Below are 17,924 nucleotides of genomic sequence, written 5' to 3'. Positions count from 1 at the left end.
ATTAGACATTATAAATTCACTATTAAACTAAAGGAATGGAAAGCGTTATTTAATTATGGGATTCCATCGTTTGTGTCTGAGATTTCTTTTTCCATTGGATTGCTATTGATAAATATAAGGTTGGCTCAACTTGGAGCTGTTTTTGTTTCTGTTTTTGGTATAATTAATTACTTAAGTTTCATTTTCCTGAGACTATTTACTGCTGCTATGGTTTCTGCCTTGCCTATTATGTCTTTTAACATAGGTGCAAAATTGCCAAATAGGGTACTTGGTATTTTTAAATTTTCACTTAAGTTTACTTTCGTTCTGGGAATTGTAGTTGTGACTTTAGGCCTTTTATTTCCTGAGTTTCTTGTGACAATATTTTCAGGTTCTGAAACAGAAGAGTTTAAAAAAATAGCCTCAGATGCATTAGGACTGTTTTTTATCTTCTTCATAGTAGCTGGTCCTAATTATATTCTGGGGTCTTATCTTCAAAGCATTGGAAAATTGATTCCATCAATTATCTTAAACCTACTTAAAGGGAGTGTCTTGGTAGCGATACCTCTGTTTTTACTACCTGAATATTTAGCTAATGGAGAGAAATGGATATGGTTATCGCGTACTTTTGCAGAAGTAGGTGCTTTTATGTTGGTTGGTTTTTATATACTCAATCAACGTCGGTTCTTTTTTAGTGATAAGGCCATATTGAAGTAATTTTTAAGCTGTATTGAATGTATCAAAAATAATATGGTAGCACTATTTTTGTTCTAATGTTTTACAACACTCGTATAACCACAACAAACAGCTACACCATTGTAGTTATATCGTTAATATGTTTACGAATATAATAAAAACCACCTACAAAAAACATTTTAAAATGTAAAGTAGGTATGACAGCAATCTTAGTTTAGTTTCGTTCGCCCTTTGTTCTGACAAACCCCCATCCAAAAAATAGACCCCCGAACCGTAGCTGAACAAAACCCGAACAAAACGCTAGAGGACGTTACGAAAGGCAAGCGCCAAAGCACCGTAGAACCCGTATTTGGGACAGTCACTCAGTTTCTGGGACTTCGAAAAGTAAATACCATAGGTATTGGGCAAGCTAATAAGTGTATGCAGTTATTGGCTATTGCTTATAATCTTAAAAAGTACCTGAAATTCATAGAAAAACATAGTAAGAATGGCGTGGCAAGTCTACGTTCTTTAGGGAAAGCTACGGTTGTGTGTAGTTTTTTTAATTTAGTCATATTCCGTTTTGTGGAATTCCAATAGTTTATTTGTAAAGAGTTTTATTTCTTTTTTCTCTTTTAGTTTAAAATCCGCAAACAATATCAGTCCGAAAACAACAAACACAATCGCAAAAACCCAACTTCCTTTAATCAACGATATTATTGAAATCAGAATTCCGAGTCCGAGTAAAATTTTCGCTAAAATATTCATCGGTGATTTAAAGTCAAATTTCAAATCGTAATTTCCTGTGTCATTCAAAATTCCGATTAGTCTGTGATTGTTTGGGAAACGATTTCGCATTAATACGAACTTTTCGGTTCCGACATAACCATTATAAAATCCGTTCACAATTAGTTTGTTCAGAATCTTTAAATTTTTATCACTTTTGGTTATTGTTTGTCTCATTTCTTAAATTACAGACAACGTTTATCTTTACATTCTTTAAACTATACAAATTTGAATCCATTGTTTTTCAATTGGTTGTGTAAGTAACCTATTTATCAAAGGCAGACCTGCTTTCCATACTTTTAAGCTGTCGTGATTTTTAAAATCAATTGTATATTTGCCTCTTTCTGGAATGTCAAGGGTCATAATTTTTTTTGCTCTTTCCCCATATTCATATGATTGTACTCGCCATTGCGTAACTTTTGGATTAATTACTCTACCAGTTTTAGTGTTCGTAAGAGAAAAAGTAAAATCTTCTACTACAACATCCCAACCACCAAGAACATAAACTCCAAAAATACCAGTATAAAGTTCAATTTCAACACCTGAATCAATTATTCTAATTGGTTTAATCATATTTTTCTTTCTGTTATTTCCGAACGAAACATTTTTAAAATTCTATTTCCTAATTCAGATGGCTCACAGTGAGTAGAAATTGTACTTGTCAGTTCAATTCCGATTGGTAAATTCATGACAGTTTCAATTCTCAATGAACTATTTCTGTCCGTTATTCCACGAATTGAAATTCTACGATATTTTTCCTCAAAACCACGACCACTCTTCTCTTTACTTGCTTTCAGAGCAGGCCAGTCAGATTTTTTACCCATTCCGCCTTTTTTTTTCTTTAACATAAGAATGATTAAAAGTTTTTACTCTTAATCGGTCTTCTTTTTTTATTGTGCTGAAAATCCAAACAGGGATCAGTAAACCACAACCAACTACAAAGATTCCAATAACGGTTTTTTGTTCAACAAACATTATAGCGATAGCAAAAAGTCCGAATAAAGTGCCTATTATAAAAATCAACCCCGCTATAATTGAAAGTGGTCTAGAAGCCTTGGCGTAAATGTCATTGATTTGGTAAGTATTTGTACTATTACAAGTCAGACATTTAGCAGTATAAGTATTTCCTTTTTCCATAGCCAGCTCTATTCTGTTTGTTGTATCAGATTTAAAGGAATTTTCTGTTTTACAGCTTGAACACTTAAAATAAAGAGTCATGATAGTCTAAATGTTGTACAACACTCGTATAACCACAACAAACAGCATCCCCATTGTTGTTATATCGTCAATATGTTTACGAATATAATAAAAAACCACCTACAAAAAACATTTTAAAAATGTAAAGTAGGTATGACAGCAATCTTGGTTTAGTTTCGTTCGCCCTTTGTTCGGGCAAACCCCCATCCAAAAAACAGACCCCCGAACCGTAGCTTAACAAAACCCGAATAAAACGCTAGAGCACTTGCTTTTTTATTTAAGAAAATAAAAGGACTTCAAAACGTAACAGGCTTCAATTTAAGCCTGCCAGAATTTAACTAAACTGCTTTGCTGAAAAATCAAAAAGCCCTTGAAAAGGGCTTAAATGAATTCTTTTTTTATGAATTTATGGACTTGTGCAAGGACTACCGGTGTTGGCAATAGTTATTTTATTCAAATTCGTTTTTTATCTGTTCCGAGAATAACTTCTCAATTTCGCTTTGTTTTAAATTTCTAATATAGTCAACATCCTTTTCCTTAATTCCGCTACTGAAAATAAACCCATTACCTTCAACCGTAAAACTCAAAATACTATCTAACACTATTTTTGTTGTATTTTCATTTATTGAATCGACTTTTATTGAAGTCAAAATATGTGCTCTTTTTTCTGGAAGTTCAATTCTATAATTATCTTTTTCAAATAGACCTTCTTTGTAAAGATTTAGTTGATTTCTCACGTTTTGATATTCGGATTTTATGTCAGTTGAGAATTCCGATTTCAGTGAGATTTTCTCATAATGCTTTGGTAATGTAGTTGCAATAAATGAAATACTACATATCGTTATGATTATGGGTTTTAATGCTCTTTTTGGTTCTAAAATTTGTCGAGAATAAGAATTCCAATATTTATATGAAATTGGCAGTATTGTTAATGCAAATAAGTCCGAATAATCTACCGTTCGGTTCATTCCAATTCCGTATGAGTGAGCAAAATCAAAAATTGGTTGTGATAATTCCGATTTCCAAAACACGAATAAAATTCCGCTCAAAATGTAAATCGGTTTTATTTTCTTTGGATAGAATGTGCTGAAAAAATAAGGAAAAGCAAATAATCCAACAAAATCAGATAGTTTTCCAGTTAGATAATTATGATACTCAAATTTCAAGAACAAATCGTTAAGCAACAATAGAAAAATTGAAGCAAGAAATAAAATTCGAAATAAGTGTTTTTCTTTAGTCACGAATTTTTTTCATAATTATTGCTAACACCCATATAACCACAACAAACAGCTACACCATTGTAGTTATATCATTAATATGTTTACGAATATAATAAAAAACCACCTACAAAAACATTTTAAAAATATAAAGTAGGGGAAGGCTACATTGCCTATAACGTTAAAAAGTATTTGAAGTTTACCAAGAAACTACCAAAAAGCAGAGCTAGTGCGTTTTTATTTTATTTTTTTTCAATTTCATTTGTTAATTCTATAACTCCTTTTTCAGTCAGTTTCCCTTCTTTGTAAACTACTTTAATTTTTTCAGTTTCAGCGATTGCATTAAAATTATCATCGCAGTCAGAAGTTTTTATAGTGTCTGCAACGTAAATTCTATATTCAGAATTTATAGTCATTGATTCGACACATTCATAACAAGCGTCAAATCCGCAATATCCAATTGAAATCGGTTTAGAGTCAATTTTTTCTCCGTTTAATTTATAAGTGTTCAGAATTGGAACAAAACATTCGGCTTCGCCAAGTGTGATTGTTGAAATATAGTTACCATTGGAAGGAATTATTCCGTAAATATGTTCATATTCAGCGTCTTTTGAATATTCAGAACTTAATTTAATATCCATTTTTGGTAAATCAAGAATTTCTTCTTTACAACCATATATTTTAATCGGAAGATTTTTTGTTGGAAATTGGTCAATAAAAGCTTGAAATTGGTCGTTGACTTTTGGGATTTCCGAAATCGGTTCTTGTTGTTCAATAATCAAACTTTTATCATTTTTATTTTCTGATTTACAACTTGAAATCAGAACTAATGTTATTATAAATAATATTCTTTTCATCAGTTTTCTCAAATGCACTACAACTCACGTATAACCACAACAAACACCATCCCCATTGTAGTTATATCGTTAATATGTTTACGAATATAATAAAAAACCACCTACAAAAAACATTTTAAAAATGTAAAGTAGGTATGACAGCAGTCTTGGTTCAGTTTCGTTCGCCCTTTGTTCAGGCAAACCCCCATCCAAAAAATAGACCCCCGAACCGTAGCTGAACAAAACCAGAACAAAACGCTAGGGGACGCTACGAAAGGCAAGCGCCAAAAAGGGCTTAAATGTATTCGTTTTTTATGAATTTATGGACTTGTGTAATGGTTACCGGTGTTGTACCACGTTTTTTTTATTCAGAACAATGCATTATTCTTTGTCGTTCTTCATAATGTTTTAAAATAATTCCGCTTACTGGATTTATATGTAAAATTTCCTCATCAGAGAAGCATTTTTCCTTATAAAGAGTGTTGAATATAATCCAATAATACTCTTTTGTTTTAGTGTCAAATTCCAATCGTTTTGAAAATGGCTCAACAGGTGTTTTTAAGTTTTGTTTCTTGACTATGCTGTCAATTTTATTTTCGGATAACCAGTCAGACTGTTCATTTCTCAAAAGAAATTTAGGAATCTGGTCAACGTAAACTTCTCTTATTAAATTCAGGTTTGAGTCCAATTCTACGTAAACAGTTTTTTTTGGGTACGGATATTGAAAATCAGGATGATTTAACTCAAAATTTATATGTTTCCCATCGATAAATTTTCCTTTCGTTTTTTTTCCTTTGCTAATATCTTTCCATTTATATTTTCCAGAGTTAGTTTGGTATTTATAGTCAGAATTTTGTCCGAGTTCAAAATGTTTAAACAAAGAGTCTCCAACTGCTTCTTTTAAATAAAATTCAGCTTTCTCAATAACTTCTGAAGTCAAATAAGTCTGTGTAGAAGAAGACTGATAGGTTAAAAATAGACTGAAAATTATTAATATTTTTCTCATTTCTCAAATGCGGTACAACAATTGAATAACCACAACAAACAGCTATACAATTGTAGTTATATCATTAATATGTTTACGAATATAATAAAAAACCACCTACAAAAAACATTTTAAAAATGTAAAGTAGGTATGACAGCAGCCTTGGTTCAGTTTCGTTCACCCTTTGTTCAGGCAAACCCCCATCCAAAAAATAGACCCCCGAACCGTAGCTGAACAAAACCCGAACAAAACTCGAACAAAACGCTAGAGGACGCTACGAAAGGCAAGCGTCAAAGCACCGTAGAACCCGTATTTGGAACACTCACTCAGTTTCTGGGACTTCGAAAAGTAAATACCATAGGCATAGCGCAGGCAAACAAGGTGATGCACATGTCCGCTGTTGCCTATAACGTTAAAAAGTATTTGAAGTTTACCAAAAAACTACCAAAAAGCAGTGCTAGGGCACTTGCTTTTTTATTTAAGAAAATAAATGGACTTCAAAACGTAACAAGCTTCAATTTAAGCCTACCAGAATTTAACTAAACTGCTTTGCTAAAAAATCAAAAAGCCCTTGAAAAGGGCTTAAATGAATTCGTTTTTTATGAATTTATGGACTTGTGCTACGGTTACCGGTGTTAGCGCACGTATTTTTCTAATTCAGCCCAAGTTTCAATTCCGTAAATTTTTGAAATAATCTGTCCGTTATATTCTAGATATTTCCATTTCTCTAATTCATTGTCATAGACTGAAATTATTTGATTGTTATTTTTTATTTTAATTAGTTTATTTATCGTATCAATTTTTACCTTGTCATTCCCGAATTGTGATTTATATTTTTCAATTACTCTTTCTGGTATATTTGATGAGTTAAGTTCCAAATCCGATGAATATGTTATAACTCTGAAGTCTTTATTATTTGATTTAATGGATTCGCTGATATTAACAATCTCTATATTGTCAATCGAAATTGAATCAATTTGTTTTCCGACTCTCTCCATTTTAGTCAGAAATTCATTTTTCTCATATACAGTCCAAAAATCAGTCGGTATATAATCTACCGCTTTTTCATATTTACCGTTTGTAATAAGATTACTATATTCTAAAAAATCAGATTCTAATTGAGAATTTGAAATTTTAGGTCCGCAGCCAATTAAAGCAAAAAGTATAAATGATATTAAGAATGTTTTTTTCATATGTGTGCTAACACCCATATAACCACAACAAATAGTAGCACTATTGTAGTTATATCGTTTATATGGTTACGAATATAATAAAAACCACCTACAAAAAACATTTTAAAATGTAAAGTAGGGGAAGGCTACATTGCCTATAACGTTAAAAAGTACCTGAAATTTATAGAAAAACACGGTAAAAGTGAAGTGGCAAGCCTACCTTCTCTATTTTATTGTTTTAAGGCTATTATAGACGCCATTATAAGTCCATATAGTCATCTTGAATTTACATTGTAATACCTATAAAAAACAATAAACGCCCTTAAAAAGGGCATTTTTATATCATAGGTTTGCAAAATTACGGGTTTGTGCAACGGTTACCATTGGTAGCAGCTGTATTATTTTACTTTTATTAGTTTATTATCTCTTCCAATCACTTTCCTCGAAATATCATTCACAAATATTGTATTATTATTTATGTTATAAGTTCTTTTTAGAATTACGAATTCTTCTCCGACAAACTGATTTAATTTGAAGTCGATTTTGTTTGGTTTTCGAGAGTCTTTATAATAAGTCATATCAGGTATATACACTTTGTTTTGAAATTCAATCGTGTATTTGTCAATTTCATTGTTTTTACCGACAATTCTTTGGTTTTCTAAATCTCTGTATGAGATATTTATTTCTCCGAGACTATTTGTTTTAAATTCTCTGTCATAATTATTAAATTTTACGATGGCATTAATTGGTTCCCGATATAAGTTTTTAAAGGTAAGTAATAGAGAGTCAGGATTATCTTCCCAACAACCATATCCAATGTCAACACTATCAATTTTTGTAGAAGATTTTCTTATGAGAGTTATTTTACTATTGTCAACTTCATAAGTTCCTTTTTCCGTTTTATTCTCGAAAAAGTTTGGGTATTTGAATTTATACGTTTTATCTTCATAAAGATATAATTCACAAGAATCATTTTTATTCGAATACAATAGGCTTTCTTTACAGCCGTAGATTGAGCTGGTTAGAAGTATTGCGAATATGATTTTCAGTTTATTCAATTTGTTTTTTGACGATTCGTCTATATTGCTGCTAACGGCCATATAACCACAACAAACAGCAACACCATTGTAGTTATATCGTTAATATGTTTACGAATATAATAAAAAACCACCTACAAAAAACATTTTAAAAATGTAAAGTAGGTATGACAGCAGTCTTGGTTCAGTTTCGTTCGCCCTTTGTTCGGACAAATCCCCATCCAAAAAATAGATCCCCGAATCGTAGCTGAACAAAACCCGAACAAAACGCTAGGGCACTTGCTTTTTATTTAAGAAAATAAATGGGCTTCAAAACGTAACAGGCTTCAATTTAAGCCTGCCAGAATTTAACTAAACTGCTTTGCTGAAAAATCAAAAAGCCCTTGAAAAGGGCTTAAATGAATTCGTTTTTTATGAATTTATGGACTTGTGCAACGGTTACCGGCGTTGTGTGGCGTTTTTATTTTTTAAATTATTATCCATCCATCTTTTACAAAAGTCAGTTCAGCGTTTTTAATAAAGGATTTCCAATCAGTTTTTTCATTCGCTTTTTCATTAGTTAGTTCAAATATGTAAACTTGAGGATTAGCCACATTTGACCGATATAGCCAAAACCTAAATCTTTTAACTTTTGGATTGCCAGATAAAAATTCAAGTTCCTCTACATTTCCAATTCGTAAGCTAATTGCACTTAAAATATCAGGATATAATAAACCTTTTTCAAAAATCAGATGATAGTCAGAATTAATGTCTAAAAGCTCTATATATTGTACCTTTCCGAAATGTATTTTGTTGTCAGTTTTCGTTATTTCTCCGATGAATTTTGAATAATGTTTTTTCTTATATTCTTTTTTGAAAAGTTCTTGTGCCCAATAATCTTCTTGTTCTCCTTGATTATTAAATGGTGGTTTTAATTCAGTTCTTTTTTCCGTTTCAACTTTTTCAGAGTTGCTTTGAGATTTGCAATCAGTTGAGAAAGTCAAAAGTAATATCAAAACAAATAATTTCATTTTCTTGGTTTTAATTTCTCAAATGTCTTTTAATATTATTATACGAAAAAGTCGAAATGAGTGAACTGTGATTTTCGTTGAGTTACGCTGTTCTCAAATGGCACACAACGTGTTTGTGAGCGTGGATTTTCCGAAGTAAAATCAGAAGCTAGCAAACGAGCAACCAACTTTGGTTTAGCTAAAACTAGCATTTTTTTTTACTATGTTGGCACACGTTATTTTATTTTTTTCATAATAACATCTGTAATTGGCGCGCAATCTGTTCCACCAGTTGCATTATCAATATATTTAATTTTAACTTTAGTAGAGTCCAAAGCAACTCTTATATAAATTACGTATTCTTTCTGGTCATTTGAGTATTCATCAGTATCATATCCATATCCGTTGTCATCCACATCAATTTCTGAATCCGTCCCGTAATTTTTATTAAATGCTTTTCCATAATATTCAGTATCACAAGGCATAGTTTCTGAACTTAAATAATAGTCGATACTGTCTTTTGATATAAATGTAATTCCGATTAATTGCCTAGAATCCATTCCTTTGTATTCATAAACTTTAGAATACTTAGCAGAAAGAAAGTCAAACATTTTTTTGGTCGATTCTGAGTTCATTTCCGTTGAATCAACTTGAGTTTTGGTTTCAGATTCGATTTCTTTTTCTAATTCAGAGGTCTGTTTTGTATTCAATTGTTCAGATTCAGTTGTCTTATTTTTACAACCAATGAATATTAAAATCAGAATAAATATTTTTATAGTTCCTATTTTCATCTAATGTGTGCCAACATTTGTATAACCACAACAACCAACAATTCAATTGTAGTTATATCATTTATATACGCAATATATTACTTTTTAATAAGCTATTAAATAAAAAAACTTAGTCTAAAATACAGTTTCTTATATACTTACTTTAGCTTTAATATTGCGACGAATTCACAGGCTTTAAAGAGCTGGTCTAACGGGCTAAGAACCGGTTCTGTCAACAGGGCGTTGATGTTGGGTCGTACCGATCACACGAATTCTAGTTATTGTGCAACGTACTTTATTTTTTACAATTGGTATTAAATTTCCCTTTAATTTCTCGATTGAAAATTTCATCTTTCACACCTTCTTTTTTTAATATTTCTCCAGCCTTATAATGTCCAGTCATATAAAATGTGTAATATCCTATTAAACTATTATTCTTGAAAGGGTCAGAATTCAGTTTGAGTTCAACTCTGTTAATAGTATAATTTGTTGAACTTCCATCTAATGCGTCAGTCCATTCGGCATATTCCGCTTTTTTTACTTCCAGTTGAGAGTTCAGTTGAAATTTTATTGAATGTCCAGTAAATCCGTCATTCGCGATATTTTTTATTGTTAAGATATTTCCATTTTTATCAAGTTCGATAGCATTATCCAACATATCGGATTCCATTGAGCAATCGTGAGGAAAATATTCATCATCTTTCTCATAATTTCTCAATTCAACTACTTCCGCATTTCCTAATTTTTCTTGTCCAATACAATTAGTATTAGTCAATAAAATCAAGATTAATAGAATTCTCATTGGTTTTGTCATATGTTGCACAACACTCATATAACCACAACAAGCAGCAGCACCATTGTAGTTATATCGTTTATGTGTTTATGAATATAATAAAAAACCACCTACAAAAAACATTTTAAAAATGTAAAGTAGGTATGGCAGCAGTCTTGGTTTCGTTAGTCCTTTGTTCAGGCAAACCCCCATCCAAAAAATAGACCCCCGAACCGTAGCTGAACAAAACCCGAACAAAACGCTAGGGCACTTGCTTTTTTATTTAAGAAAATAAATGGACTTCAAAACGTAACAAGCTTCAATTTAAGCCTGGCAGAATTTAACTAAACTGCTTTGCTAAAAAATCAAAAAAACCTTGAAAAGGACTTAAATGAATTCGTTTTTTATGAATTTATGGACTTGTGCAACAGCTACCGGCCTTGTAAAACGTTTTTTCTTTAAGAGTTTTAATTAATTCTTTAGCAAGTTCAGCTTTTTGTCCTCTTTTTAAATAAATCAAATCCATTCCCCAACCATTATCCAAATTCAAAATTCCATATTCAGGGTTAAAAAACATTGGTCCATTGCCATCATCTATAGATTCAGCCAAAACATAAAGGTCAAAATCAGATTCAGATAGATTCTTGTCGGAATAATGCTTTTCTTTTATTAATTCAAATTCAGTTCCAAGTAAGAATAATTGATTTGACTTTTTAAGAAACTTAAAACTCTTATTCTTTTCACTGTCAGATAGATTTTTGTAATGATAAATTATTGAGCTATCGTTAATTTTCTTGGTTAATTCATATATCATCTCTCTTTTCAAAGAGTCAACGTAAAATTCGTAGACAAATCTTTTTTCGATTACCTTTTCAATTTGATTTATAGGAAGCTGGTTCTTTTCAGATTTTAGATTGTCAGATTTTTTCGAGTTAGAACAACTCAAAATTGAAAATATGAATACTATGTAAATTGCTTGTCTCAAATGTTTTACAACGTTTATGTATAAGGAAAGTTGCGAGTTTGTGTGCGAGGATTTTCCGAAGGAAAATCAGAAGCAAGCAAACGAGCAAATGACATTGGTTTAGCTAAAACTAGCAATTTTTTTTATACTTTGTTGGCTACAGTTATTTTTTAATTGTATAATCAAATTTCTCTGTTAAAAATCTATTTGCAATTTCGTTAAAAATTATTGGATTGTTCCGAGGAGCTCCGTGATTAATACCTGGCATAATGCAAAGCTGACCTATAGGTAGATTATTGAAAATTTCAACAGCGTGTTCGTTTTTAATAATGTCTCTGTCTCCAACCATTACCAAAACAGGAACTGCTATTTTTTTTAAATCGGAATAGCTAATATTTGGTTGGTTTAGTAAAAGTCCATCAAGCTGCAACTCTAATTGCCAATCTTTAGAAGTATCGCCTTTTGCTATCATCTCTAATGTCTTTAATTGTTGTTTTCTAACTGCTTCTGGAGCCCAACTGTTAACTGCTGTAGTATCAGGTCTTAGATTTGCTCCCATTGCTACTATTTTTTTGACTTTAGTTTTTTTACTAATTCCCATTTTTAGACCAATTATGCCTCCATCGCTCCATCCAAGAATATTAATGGAATCTAATTTTAGGTAATTAACTAATCCTTCCCAATCTTTTGTTATTTGAGTATAAGTTAGTGAGTCCGTTTTCAATTCTGATTTTCCTTGACCTCTACTATCGGCTACAATGACTCTGTATTTATTTTTAAAATAATCAATTTGGTTTTCCATCGATTTAATGTTTGCTCCACATCCATGAATCAAAAGCAAAGGTTCTCCTTTTCCGTATTCTTCATAATAAATCTTGGCACCATTTAGCTCAACATATTTTCCTATTGAATCATTATTTCCATATGGCGTGTCAAATTTATTTTGAGCATTCGTTAAACTAAATTGAAATATCAAGAATAGAAATATAGTTTGATGAATTATCGAATTTTTCATGCGTTCTGTTTTAATTGTAGCCATCGTATAACCACAACAAGCAGCAGCACTATTGTAGTTATATCTTTTATAGGTTTACGAATATAATAAAAAACCACCTACAAAAACATTTTAAAAATGTAAAGTAGGTATGGCAGCAGCCTTGGTTCAGTTTCGTTCGCCCTTTGTTCAGGCAAACCCCCATCCAAAAAATAGACCCCCGAACCGTAGCTGAACAAAACCCGAACAAAACGCTAGGGCACTTGTTTATTATTTAAGAAAATAAATGGACTTCAAAACGTAATAAACTTCAATTTAAGCCTACCAGAATTTAACTAAACTGCTTTGCTAAAAAATCAAAAAGCCCTTGGAAAGGGCTTAAATGAATTCGGGTTTTATGAATTTATGGACTTGTGCAAGGGCTATTGGTGTTGTATGCAGTTTTTATTCATTAATTAAAGTGAAATACTATTCCGTGATTCAATTCAGACGCCTTTTTAAAAGCTTTTTTGTAAGTATCTAAATGAGGCAGAATATAATTCCAAAAATTAGTTTCATTCCAATTTTCCAATCTTTTTGCGAGATAAACTTGATTTTCAGCCATTAGTTTTCGGTCGCAAACTTCTTTTATTCCGTCATTACTTATTCCACAAAGTAATTCATTCACACGTTTTACTTTTCCAGATTCAATATATTTCGAATCAAGAATTTTTAAAAATTTATCTTTAGTATCGTCTTTTTGTTTTATTAAAGATCTGGTAATGTCCCAACCTTTATCCATTGAAAAAACAGTGTCATTTTCTTTATGGTATTTGCCAAATATACTTGCAAAATTTTCATCAAGAAATTCTTCCGCAACTTCCGATTCAATTTTTTTTAGCTCCTCAATTTTTGAGTCAGACATTCTGTATAATTCACAAACAATTCCCAAATTCAGTCGGTTTTATCGTTTTTCTCAAATTGCGTACAACACTCATATAACCACAACAAACAGCAACACCATTGTAGTTATAACGTTTATACATTTACGAATATAATAAAAAACCACCTACAAAAAACATTTTAAAAATGTAAAGTAGGTATGACAGCGGTCTTGGTTTGGTTTCGTTCGCCCTTTGTTCGGACAAACTCAGCTAAGCCAGCCAGTACGTAATTTCGACTTAAGACTGGTTTGAGCATTGTTTTTGAGACGGTGCATAGTTATTTTTTCCAAATGTGAAATTCATTTCGGATTAAATCTATAATCTCACACATATAAATCAGTTCATCAATTTCAGGATAATATTTTAAATATTCTTCAGGGTTTGAATATTCAAATTCATTTCTTTTGTCAGATGTGCGAAATTGAACTTTATATACTTCACCATCTAAACTTTCAATTCGAGTGTTCATTAACAAATATTCCTCAACCTCTTTCCCTCTTATTACTCGTTTAACTTTTTCCACATTTCCTCGACCAACTAATTTCCATTTGATTTTACTTAAACTTGGCAAATAAATTATATGGCTCCGAATGAAGTTTTGGAATACAAACTCCATCTCATTTTCTGATTTCAGAATCCGCTTTTCAGTCCGCAATTCAGTTAGCCCTACTTTTGCGTAATACTCGTAAAATTCTGCCTTCCATTTCTCTGATTTGTCTTTAAACATTCTAAAAAGAGAAGAGTAGTTAGTTATTCAGCTATCTTGATAAATTCGGACTTCATAGTCGTAAGTCAGCGAATCAGATAGTTTTAAATCAGAATTTATTCCACTAATGTTTTGTGCAGAAATTCCAATGCAAAATAGAAATATTATTAAACTCTGAATGTTTTTCATAATTATCCCCAACGTGTTTGGCTATGGTTTCGTTGCGTGAAAATCCGCAAGGATTTTCCGCTATAAACCGAAGATAGCAAATTTGCGAGGACTTTCCGAGAGGAAAGTCAGAAGCAATGAACTATAGGACACGGTTTTGTAACACGTTATTTTTTAAATTCTGTTTTGTTCTTAATCACAAATGCAATTAATAATTCGGTCAAATTATCTTGATATCCATAAAATTCTGAATCGCATTTGTTCCAATTTTCTTCTGCTTTTTCTTCAATCTGTTCCAGTTCATTTTGTCTTTCAGTTCTGTCTTTTGGAACAGTTCCGCTTTTAAATTCAGAGTTTGCTTTTTTTACGATTTCCGCTGTTTTTTCCGCTCCAATTTCTAATAAAGCATCTACTGTTTCTTGACTAAAATCTCCGCTTGAATTAAAATAGAATTGGTTAAATCCGCCATTATTTATTTCACGCTCTAAATTTTCCACAAAAAGAAAAGTCCTTTGGTAAGGATTCAGTTTCTCAATATTCCCGCCATATCCTGATTTTGAATTCAGATAAGAGTCAATTTTCATAACAATCATATCTCGTCTTTCGATTTTCAAAACTTTATCTAAATCAAATTCAGTTTGCGCATTTGTATTGGCAAAAAATAATGATGATATAAAAACTAAAATTTTCTTCACTGCAGTATTTTTAATGTGTTACAACACCCATATAACCACAACAAACAGCATCCCCATTGTAGTTATATCGTTAATATGTTTACGAATATAATAAAAAACCACCTACAAAAAACATTTTAAAAATGTAAAGTAGGGGAAGGCTACATTGCCTATAACGTTAAAAAGTATTTGAAGTTTACCAAAAAACCACCAAAAAGCAGTGCTATGGCACTTGCTTTTTTATTTAAGAAAATAAATGGGCTTAAAAACGTAACAGGCTTCAATTTAAGCCTGCCAGAATTTAGCTAAACTGCTTTGCTAAAAAATCGAAAAGCCCTTGAAAATGGCTTAAATGATTTCGTCTTTTATGAATTTATGGACTTGTGCAACGGTTACCGGTGTTAGGCAACGTTTTTATTTCAAATTTTATAAGGTTCAAATATTCTTCCATCAGGATTTTTGGGTAATGTTCCAATTTTTTGCAAGCTTTCTATAAAATGAGTTTTACACAAAACATCTTTTAATATTGCTTTTTCTTCACAATTTTCTCTTTTACATATATTTTCTGATTCAATCAAGGTATGCCTTTCAAAATATGAATGTATTAATGCTGAGAAAATTGTCATGTCAGCGGGCGACATAAAAGGATTTTTAATCCATTCGTCAATATCCGTTTTTGGCACTTTAAACAAATAATCTTTTCCGCCTCAATTCCATGCGCTGCTTAGTTGCCATAATTGCTGGCAAGATTTACACTGATATAAGTGATGACCTTTTTCGGATTTACTTTTTAAGGTCAGATATCTTTTTATTTTTTTACTTTCTTTAATTCTCCGTGATATTGATTCTCTTGATAATTCAGGAGCTGTATAATCCTCACAAACACAAGATTTTTTATTGAAATCGTACATATCTGATGATGTTTTGTTGAATGTTGCCTAACGGTTTGTATATGGAAAGTTGCGGTTTTGTATGCGAGGATTTTCCGCAGGAAAATCAGAAGTAGCAAAACAAGCAACGCCAATCGGTTTAGCACTAAAATAGCAATTTTTTATATACGTTGTTACCTACAGTTTTATTACTTTCGTTTTATGAGATGGTTTTCAATTACCTTATTTATTTTTTCCATTTACATTTTTTTGTCTTACCATTATGAGTGGGAGCATTCAAAAAAGCATTGGCAAAAAGGAGTTCCTTATTCAAGGTTTGACAAAGTATTTGGTTTTTTATTTTCTATAGCGATTTTAATTTTTGCCGTTTTTTTATTTATCAAATCATTTTGATTAAATAACAGAGTATTTTTTATTCAATTCGTCTAATTCAATTAAATATTTTTTTGTTGAATGTTTATTGATAATAAACTGTGACCATTGGTCTAACAAAATCAGTTTATTAGTTTCTTTTATATTTTCAAATAACGGTTTTGTATTAATTATATTAATTCCATTAGGAATGTCATATTCTATAAATTCATCTTTTTTTCCTGCGAATTCTGAATTTAATTTTGTTAGATAGTCTATTTCTTTTGTTGTTGCTAATGGATTTAAAATATATTCCCAGCCTTCAAATTCCGCAATAACTTCATAGAGTTCTTCTTTTTGATATTGGCGAATTACTTTTATTCCTCCATCAGAGTGTGAATTGCCTAATATTAGCCCACCAGGTGTTCCATCAATAATTCCATTTCCTTCTGCAATTGGTTTTAAATCAGATAAAGTGAGCATTAATTTTCCGTTTCTCTCTATTGGTATTTAGTAAGTTTAAATTGTAGGTAACGTCTCGGCTATGAGTAGTTGCGTGGTTCAGGACTTAATTTAGCAAGTATACACCAAACTGAAAATCCGCGAAGATTTTCAGAAGCAGGCAAGAACAAGCAATTACTTATAGCCATTGTTAGCAGTTGTTTTTTAATTTTTCAATACTCTTGTTTAATCCGCAATTTTTTAAAGTGGTTAAAACTTCATCCATTGTCTTTTTTGGATTTTTAAGTCTTTTCACCATTTTGTTAAAAGCTTTACAGGCTAGTTTGGGGTTGATATCAATTAAATTTGAAATCAGTTCATCAGGATTTTGAATTTCTATATCATATTTTGATAGTTCCTTCGTTGGAAAATCTTTTACATTAAATGTAACTATTAAATCAGCATTACACCTTATTGCACAAGCTACAACGTGTCTGTCATCTTTATCTTTAAGTTTAATAATTGGTATTAATTCTTCAAAGTTGTCAACATTGGCATCAGGAAAAGCTAGATTCATAGCTTTAATAGTTTGATTCAATTGTACTTTTTTTAAATCAGTACGTTTTTTCAAAAGATTGCGTTGCCATTCATCCTGAATTATATCAGACCATTTCGCTGTAAACAAACCCTCTGCTGCAAGAGATAATAAAATATCTCTAATTGGTGCTGGATATAAAACACAGGCATCTAATACAACAGTAAATCTAGGTGAATGGATCATTCGTAACCAAGGTTTAAGTCTTGTGCTTGATTAGATAGGAAATCAAGTTGAGCTTCTCTTTGTTTAGTGAGTTGTTCTTTATATTCCATAATATCCTTTAATAAGATTCTTCTATGACTTCCTACTTTTTTAAAAGGGATTTTTTTAGCTTCAAGAAGTTTTACTAAATGAGGTCTTGATACATTCAACATATCCGCAGCTTGCTGTGTACTTACTTCTGAATTAGACGGTACAATTGAAATTGTTTTTCCTTCAGCCATATTTTGAATTATGGCAGAAAGTAGTGTTAAAGCCTTTTTAGGGATAGTGATAAACTCACCTGTTTCTTGTATTTTAATTTTAACCCCTTTCTTTCTTGAAGATTTTATTCTTTGTGATACAACCTGAAAACCTTGTAAAGAGCTTAGTGCAATCTTTTGGTCTTCTTTTGTAGTTCTTCTGATTAAAGTTTCCATAATTATTAGTTTTAATCAAATTTAAACGAAATAAACGAAACAAACAAAATAAACGAAATGTTTTTAAATAACTGCTAACAATTGTATAACCACAACAAACACCATCCCCATTGTAGTTATATCGTTTATAGGTTTACGAATATAATAAAATCCACCTACAAA

The 17,924-nt window shown here is 31.2% G+C and carries 23 protein-coding genes and 1 pseudogene; 3 read left to right on the top strand and 21 right to left on the bottom strand.

Annotated features, from left to right (window positions below; translation table 11 throughout):
* Together ACGLWY_RS17315 and ACGLWY_RS17310 are read left to right on the top strand one after the other, a co-directional pair.
* Positions 1 to 696 (top strand): MATE family efflux transporter (locus tag ACGLWY_RS17315; protein WP_396620930.1); only part of this gene is annotated, 696 nt, incomplete at its 5' end.
* A 228-nt stretch (positions 697 to 924) separates the two neighbouring features.
* A complete protein-coding gene (locus tag ACGLWY_RS17310; protein ID WP_396620935.1) occupies positions 925 to 1,254 on the top strand; it encodes a transposase in 330 nt (109 codons plus the stop codon).
* On the opposite strand, the gene ACGLWY_RS17305 is transcribed toward ACGLWY_RS17310, so the two are convergent.
* From ACGLWY_RS17305 to ACGLWY_RS17275, 7 genes are all read right to left on the bottom strand, one after another.
* Complete coding sequence (locus tag ACGLWY_RS17305) at positions 1,222 to 1,617, bottom strand: hypothetical protein (RefSeq protein WP_396620929.1); 396 nt, start codon at positions 1,615 to 1,617, stop codon at positions 1,222 to 1,224. The genes ACGLWY_RS17310 and ACGLWY_RS17305 overlap by 33 nt on opposite strands.
* A gap of 36 nt (positions 1,618 to 1,653) precedes the next feature.
* The gene (locus ACGLWY_RS17300; protein ID WP_396620928.1) at positions 1,654 to 2,013 is read right to left on the bottom strand and encodes a hypothetical protein; all 360 of its coding nucleotides are present in this window, start codon (positions 2,011 to 2,013) and stop codon (positions 1,654 to 1,656) included.
* Positions 2,010 to 2,264, bottom strand: a complete 255-nt coding sequence (locus tag ACGLWY_RS17295) for a hypothetical protein (RefSeq protein ID WP_396620927.1) — start codon at positions 2,262 to 2,264, stop codon at positions 2,010 to 2,012. Before ACGLWY_RS17295 ends, ACGLWY_RS17300 begins: the two co-directional genes overlap by 4 nt.
* A complete protein-coding gene (locus ACGLWY_RS17290) occupies positions 2,257 to 2,577 on the bottom strand; it encodes a hypothetical protein (protein WP_396620926.1) in 321 nt (106 codons plus the stop codon). Before ACGLWY_RS17290 ends, ACGLWY_RS17295 begins: the two co-directional genes overlap by 8 nt.
* A gap of 509 nt (positions 2,578 to 3,086) precedes the next feature.
* Positions 3,087 to 3,686 carry a hypothetical protein gene (locus tag ACGLWY_RS17285; protein ID WP_396620925.1) on the bottom strand — a complete coding sequence of 200 codons (600 nt, stop codon included), beginning with the start codon at positions 3,684 to 3,686 and terminating at the stop codon, positions 3,087 to 3,089.
* Between the two features lie 410 nt (positions 3,687 to 4,096).
* Positions 4,097 to 4,711, bottom strand: coding sequence for a hypothetical protein (locus ACGLWY_RS17280; protein ID WP_396620924.1), 615 nt, complete (start codon positions 4,709 to 4,711; stop codon positions 4,097 to 4,099).
* A 343-nt stretch (positions 4,712 to 5,054) separates the two neighbouring features.
* Positions 5,055 to 5,696: a hypothetical protein gene (locus ACGLWY_RS17275; RefSeq protein WP_396620923.1), complete on the bottom strand. Its 642-nt coding sequence runs from the start codon at positions 5,694 to 5,696 to the stop codon at positions 5,055 to 5,057.
* 261 nt (positions 5,697 to 5,957) lie between these two features.
* Between ACGLWY_RS17275 and ACGLWY_RS17270 the strand changes: the two are divergent.
* A pseudogene (locus ACGLWY_RS17270) lies at positions 5,958 to 6,218 on the top strand (transposase); the annotation flags it as partial.
* Positions 6,219 to 6,310: 92 nt separating this feature from the next.
* On the opposite strand, the gene ACGLWY_RS17265 reads toward ACGLWY_RS17270, so the two are convergent.
* The 14 genes from ACGLWY_RS17265 to ACGLWY_RS17200 form a co-directional block, all read right to left on the bottom strand.
* Positions 6,311 to 6,868, bottom strand: coding sequence for a hypothetical protein (locus ACGLWY_RS17265; RefSeq protein ID WP_396620922.1), 558 nt, complete (start codon positions 6,866 to 6,868; stop codon positions 6,311 to 6,313).
* Positions 6,869 to 7,245: 377 nt separating this feature from the next.
* Positions 7,246 to 7,905, bottom strand: coding sequence for a hypothetical protein (locus ACGLWY_RS17260; protein ID WP_396620921.1), 660 nt, complete (start codon positions 7,903 to 7,905; stop codon positions 7,246 to 7,248).
* A 446-nt stretch (positions 7,906 to 8,351) separates the two neighbouring features.
* Positions 8,352 to 8,894 (bottom strand): hypothetical protein, encoded by a 543-nt coding sequence (locus tag ACGLWY_RS17255; protein ID WP_396620920.1) that lies wholly within the window; start codon positions 8,892 to 8,894, stop codon positions 8,352 to 8,354.
* Between the two features lie 215 nt (positions 8,895 to 9,109).
* A complete protein-coding gene (locus ACGLWY_RS17250) occupies positions 9,110 to 9,664 on the bottom strand; it encodes a hypothetical protein (protein ID WP_396620919.1) in 555 nt (184 codons plus the stop codon).
* A gap of 274 nt (positions 9,665 to 9,938) precedes the next feature.
* The gene (locus ACGLWY_RS17245) at positions 9,939 to 10,445 is read right to left on the bottom strand and encodes a hypothetical protein (protein ID WP_396620918.1); all 507 of its coding nucleotides are present in this window, start codon (positions 10,443 to 10,445) and stop codon (positions 9,939 to 9,941) included.
* A 382-nt stretch (positions 10,446 to 10,827) separates the two neighbouring features.
* Complete coding sequence (locus tag ACGLWY_RS17240; RefSeq protein WP_396620917.1) at positions 10,828 to 11,400, bottom strand: hypothetical protein; 573 nt, start codon at positions 11,398 to 11,400, stop codon at positions 10,828 to 10,830.
* Positions 11,401 to 11,542: 142 nt separating this feature from the next.
* Positions 11,543 to 12,394: an alpha/beta fold hydrolase gene (locus ACGLWY_RS17235; RefSeq protein ID WP_396620916.1), complete on the bottom strand. Its 852-nt coding sequence runs from the start codon at positions 12,392 to 12,394 to the stop codon at positions 11,543 to 11,545.
* 430 nt (positions 12,395 to 12,824) lie between these two features.
* Positions 12,825 to 13,304, bottom strand: coding sequence for a DUF1877 family protein (locus ACGLWY_RS17230; protein ID WP_396620915.1), 480 nt, complete (start codon positions 13,302 to 13,304; stop codon positions 12,825 to 12,827).
* Between the two features lie 269 nt (positions 13,305 to 13,573).
* Entirely contained in the window at positions 13,574 to 14,023 is a 450-nt protein-coding gene (locus ACGLWY_RS17225; RefSeq protein WP_396620914.1) for a hypothetical protein, read from the bottom strand.
* Between the two features lie 314 nt (positions 14,024 to 14,337).
* A complete protein-coding gene (locus tag ACGLWY_RS17220; RefSeq protein ID WP_396620913.1) occupies positions 14,338 to 14,865 on the bottom strand; it encodes a DMP19 family protein in 528 nt (175 codons plus the stop codon).
* A 398-nt stretch (positions 14,866 to 15,263) separates the two neighbouring features.
* Positions 15,264 to 15,527, bottom strand: a complete 264-nt coding sequence (locus ACGLWY_RS17215; RefSeq protein ID WP_396620912.1) for a hypothetical protein — start codon at positions 15,525 to 15,527, stop codon at positions 15,264 to 15,266.
* A 600-nt stretch (positions 15,528 to 16,127) separates the two neighbouring features.
* On the bottom strand, positions 16,128 to 16,568 hold the full coding sequence (locus ACGLWY_RS17210) for a hypothetical protein (RefSeq protein WP_396620911.1): 441 nt from the start codon (positions 16,566 to 16,568) through the stop codon (positions 16,128 to 16,130).
* A gap of 169 nt (positions 16,569 to 16,737) precedes the next feature.
* Entirely contained in the window at positions 16,738 to 17,307 is a 570-nt protein-coding gene (locus ACGLWY_RS17205) for a putative toxin-antitoxin system toxin component, PIN family (protein WP_396620910.1), read from the bottom strand.
* Positions 17,304 to 17,762 (bottom strand): helix-turn-helix domain-containing protein, encoded by a 459-nt coding sequence (locus ACGLWY_RS17200; RefSeq protein WP_396620909.1) that lies wholly within the window; start codon positions 17,760 to 17,762, stop codon positions 17,304 to 17,306. The genes ACGLWY_RS17205 and ACGLWY_RS17200 overlap by 4 nt, the downstream gene beginning before the upstream one ends.
* Between the last annotated feature and the right edge of the window lie 162 nt (positions 17,763 to 17,924).

This window comes from Mariniflexile sp. HMF6888 (assembly GCF_044335535.1).
GTDB lineage: Bacteria > Bacteroidota > Bacteroidia > Flavobacteriales > Flavobacteriaceae > Mariniflexile.
This window is presented reverse-complemented; position numbering and strand designations above follow the sequence as displayed.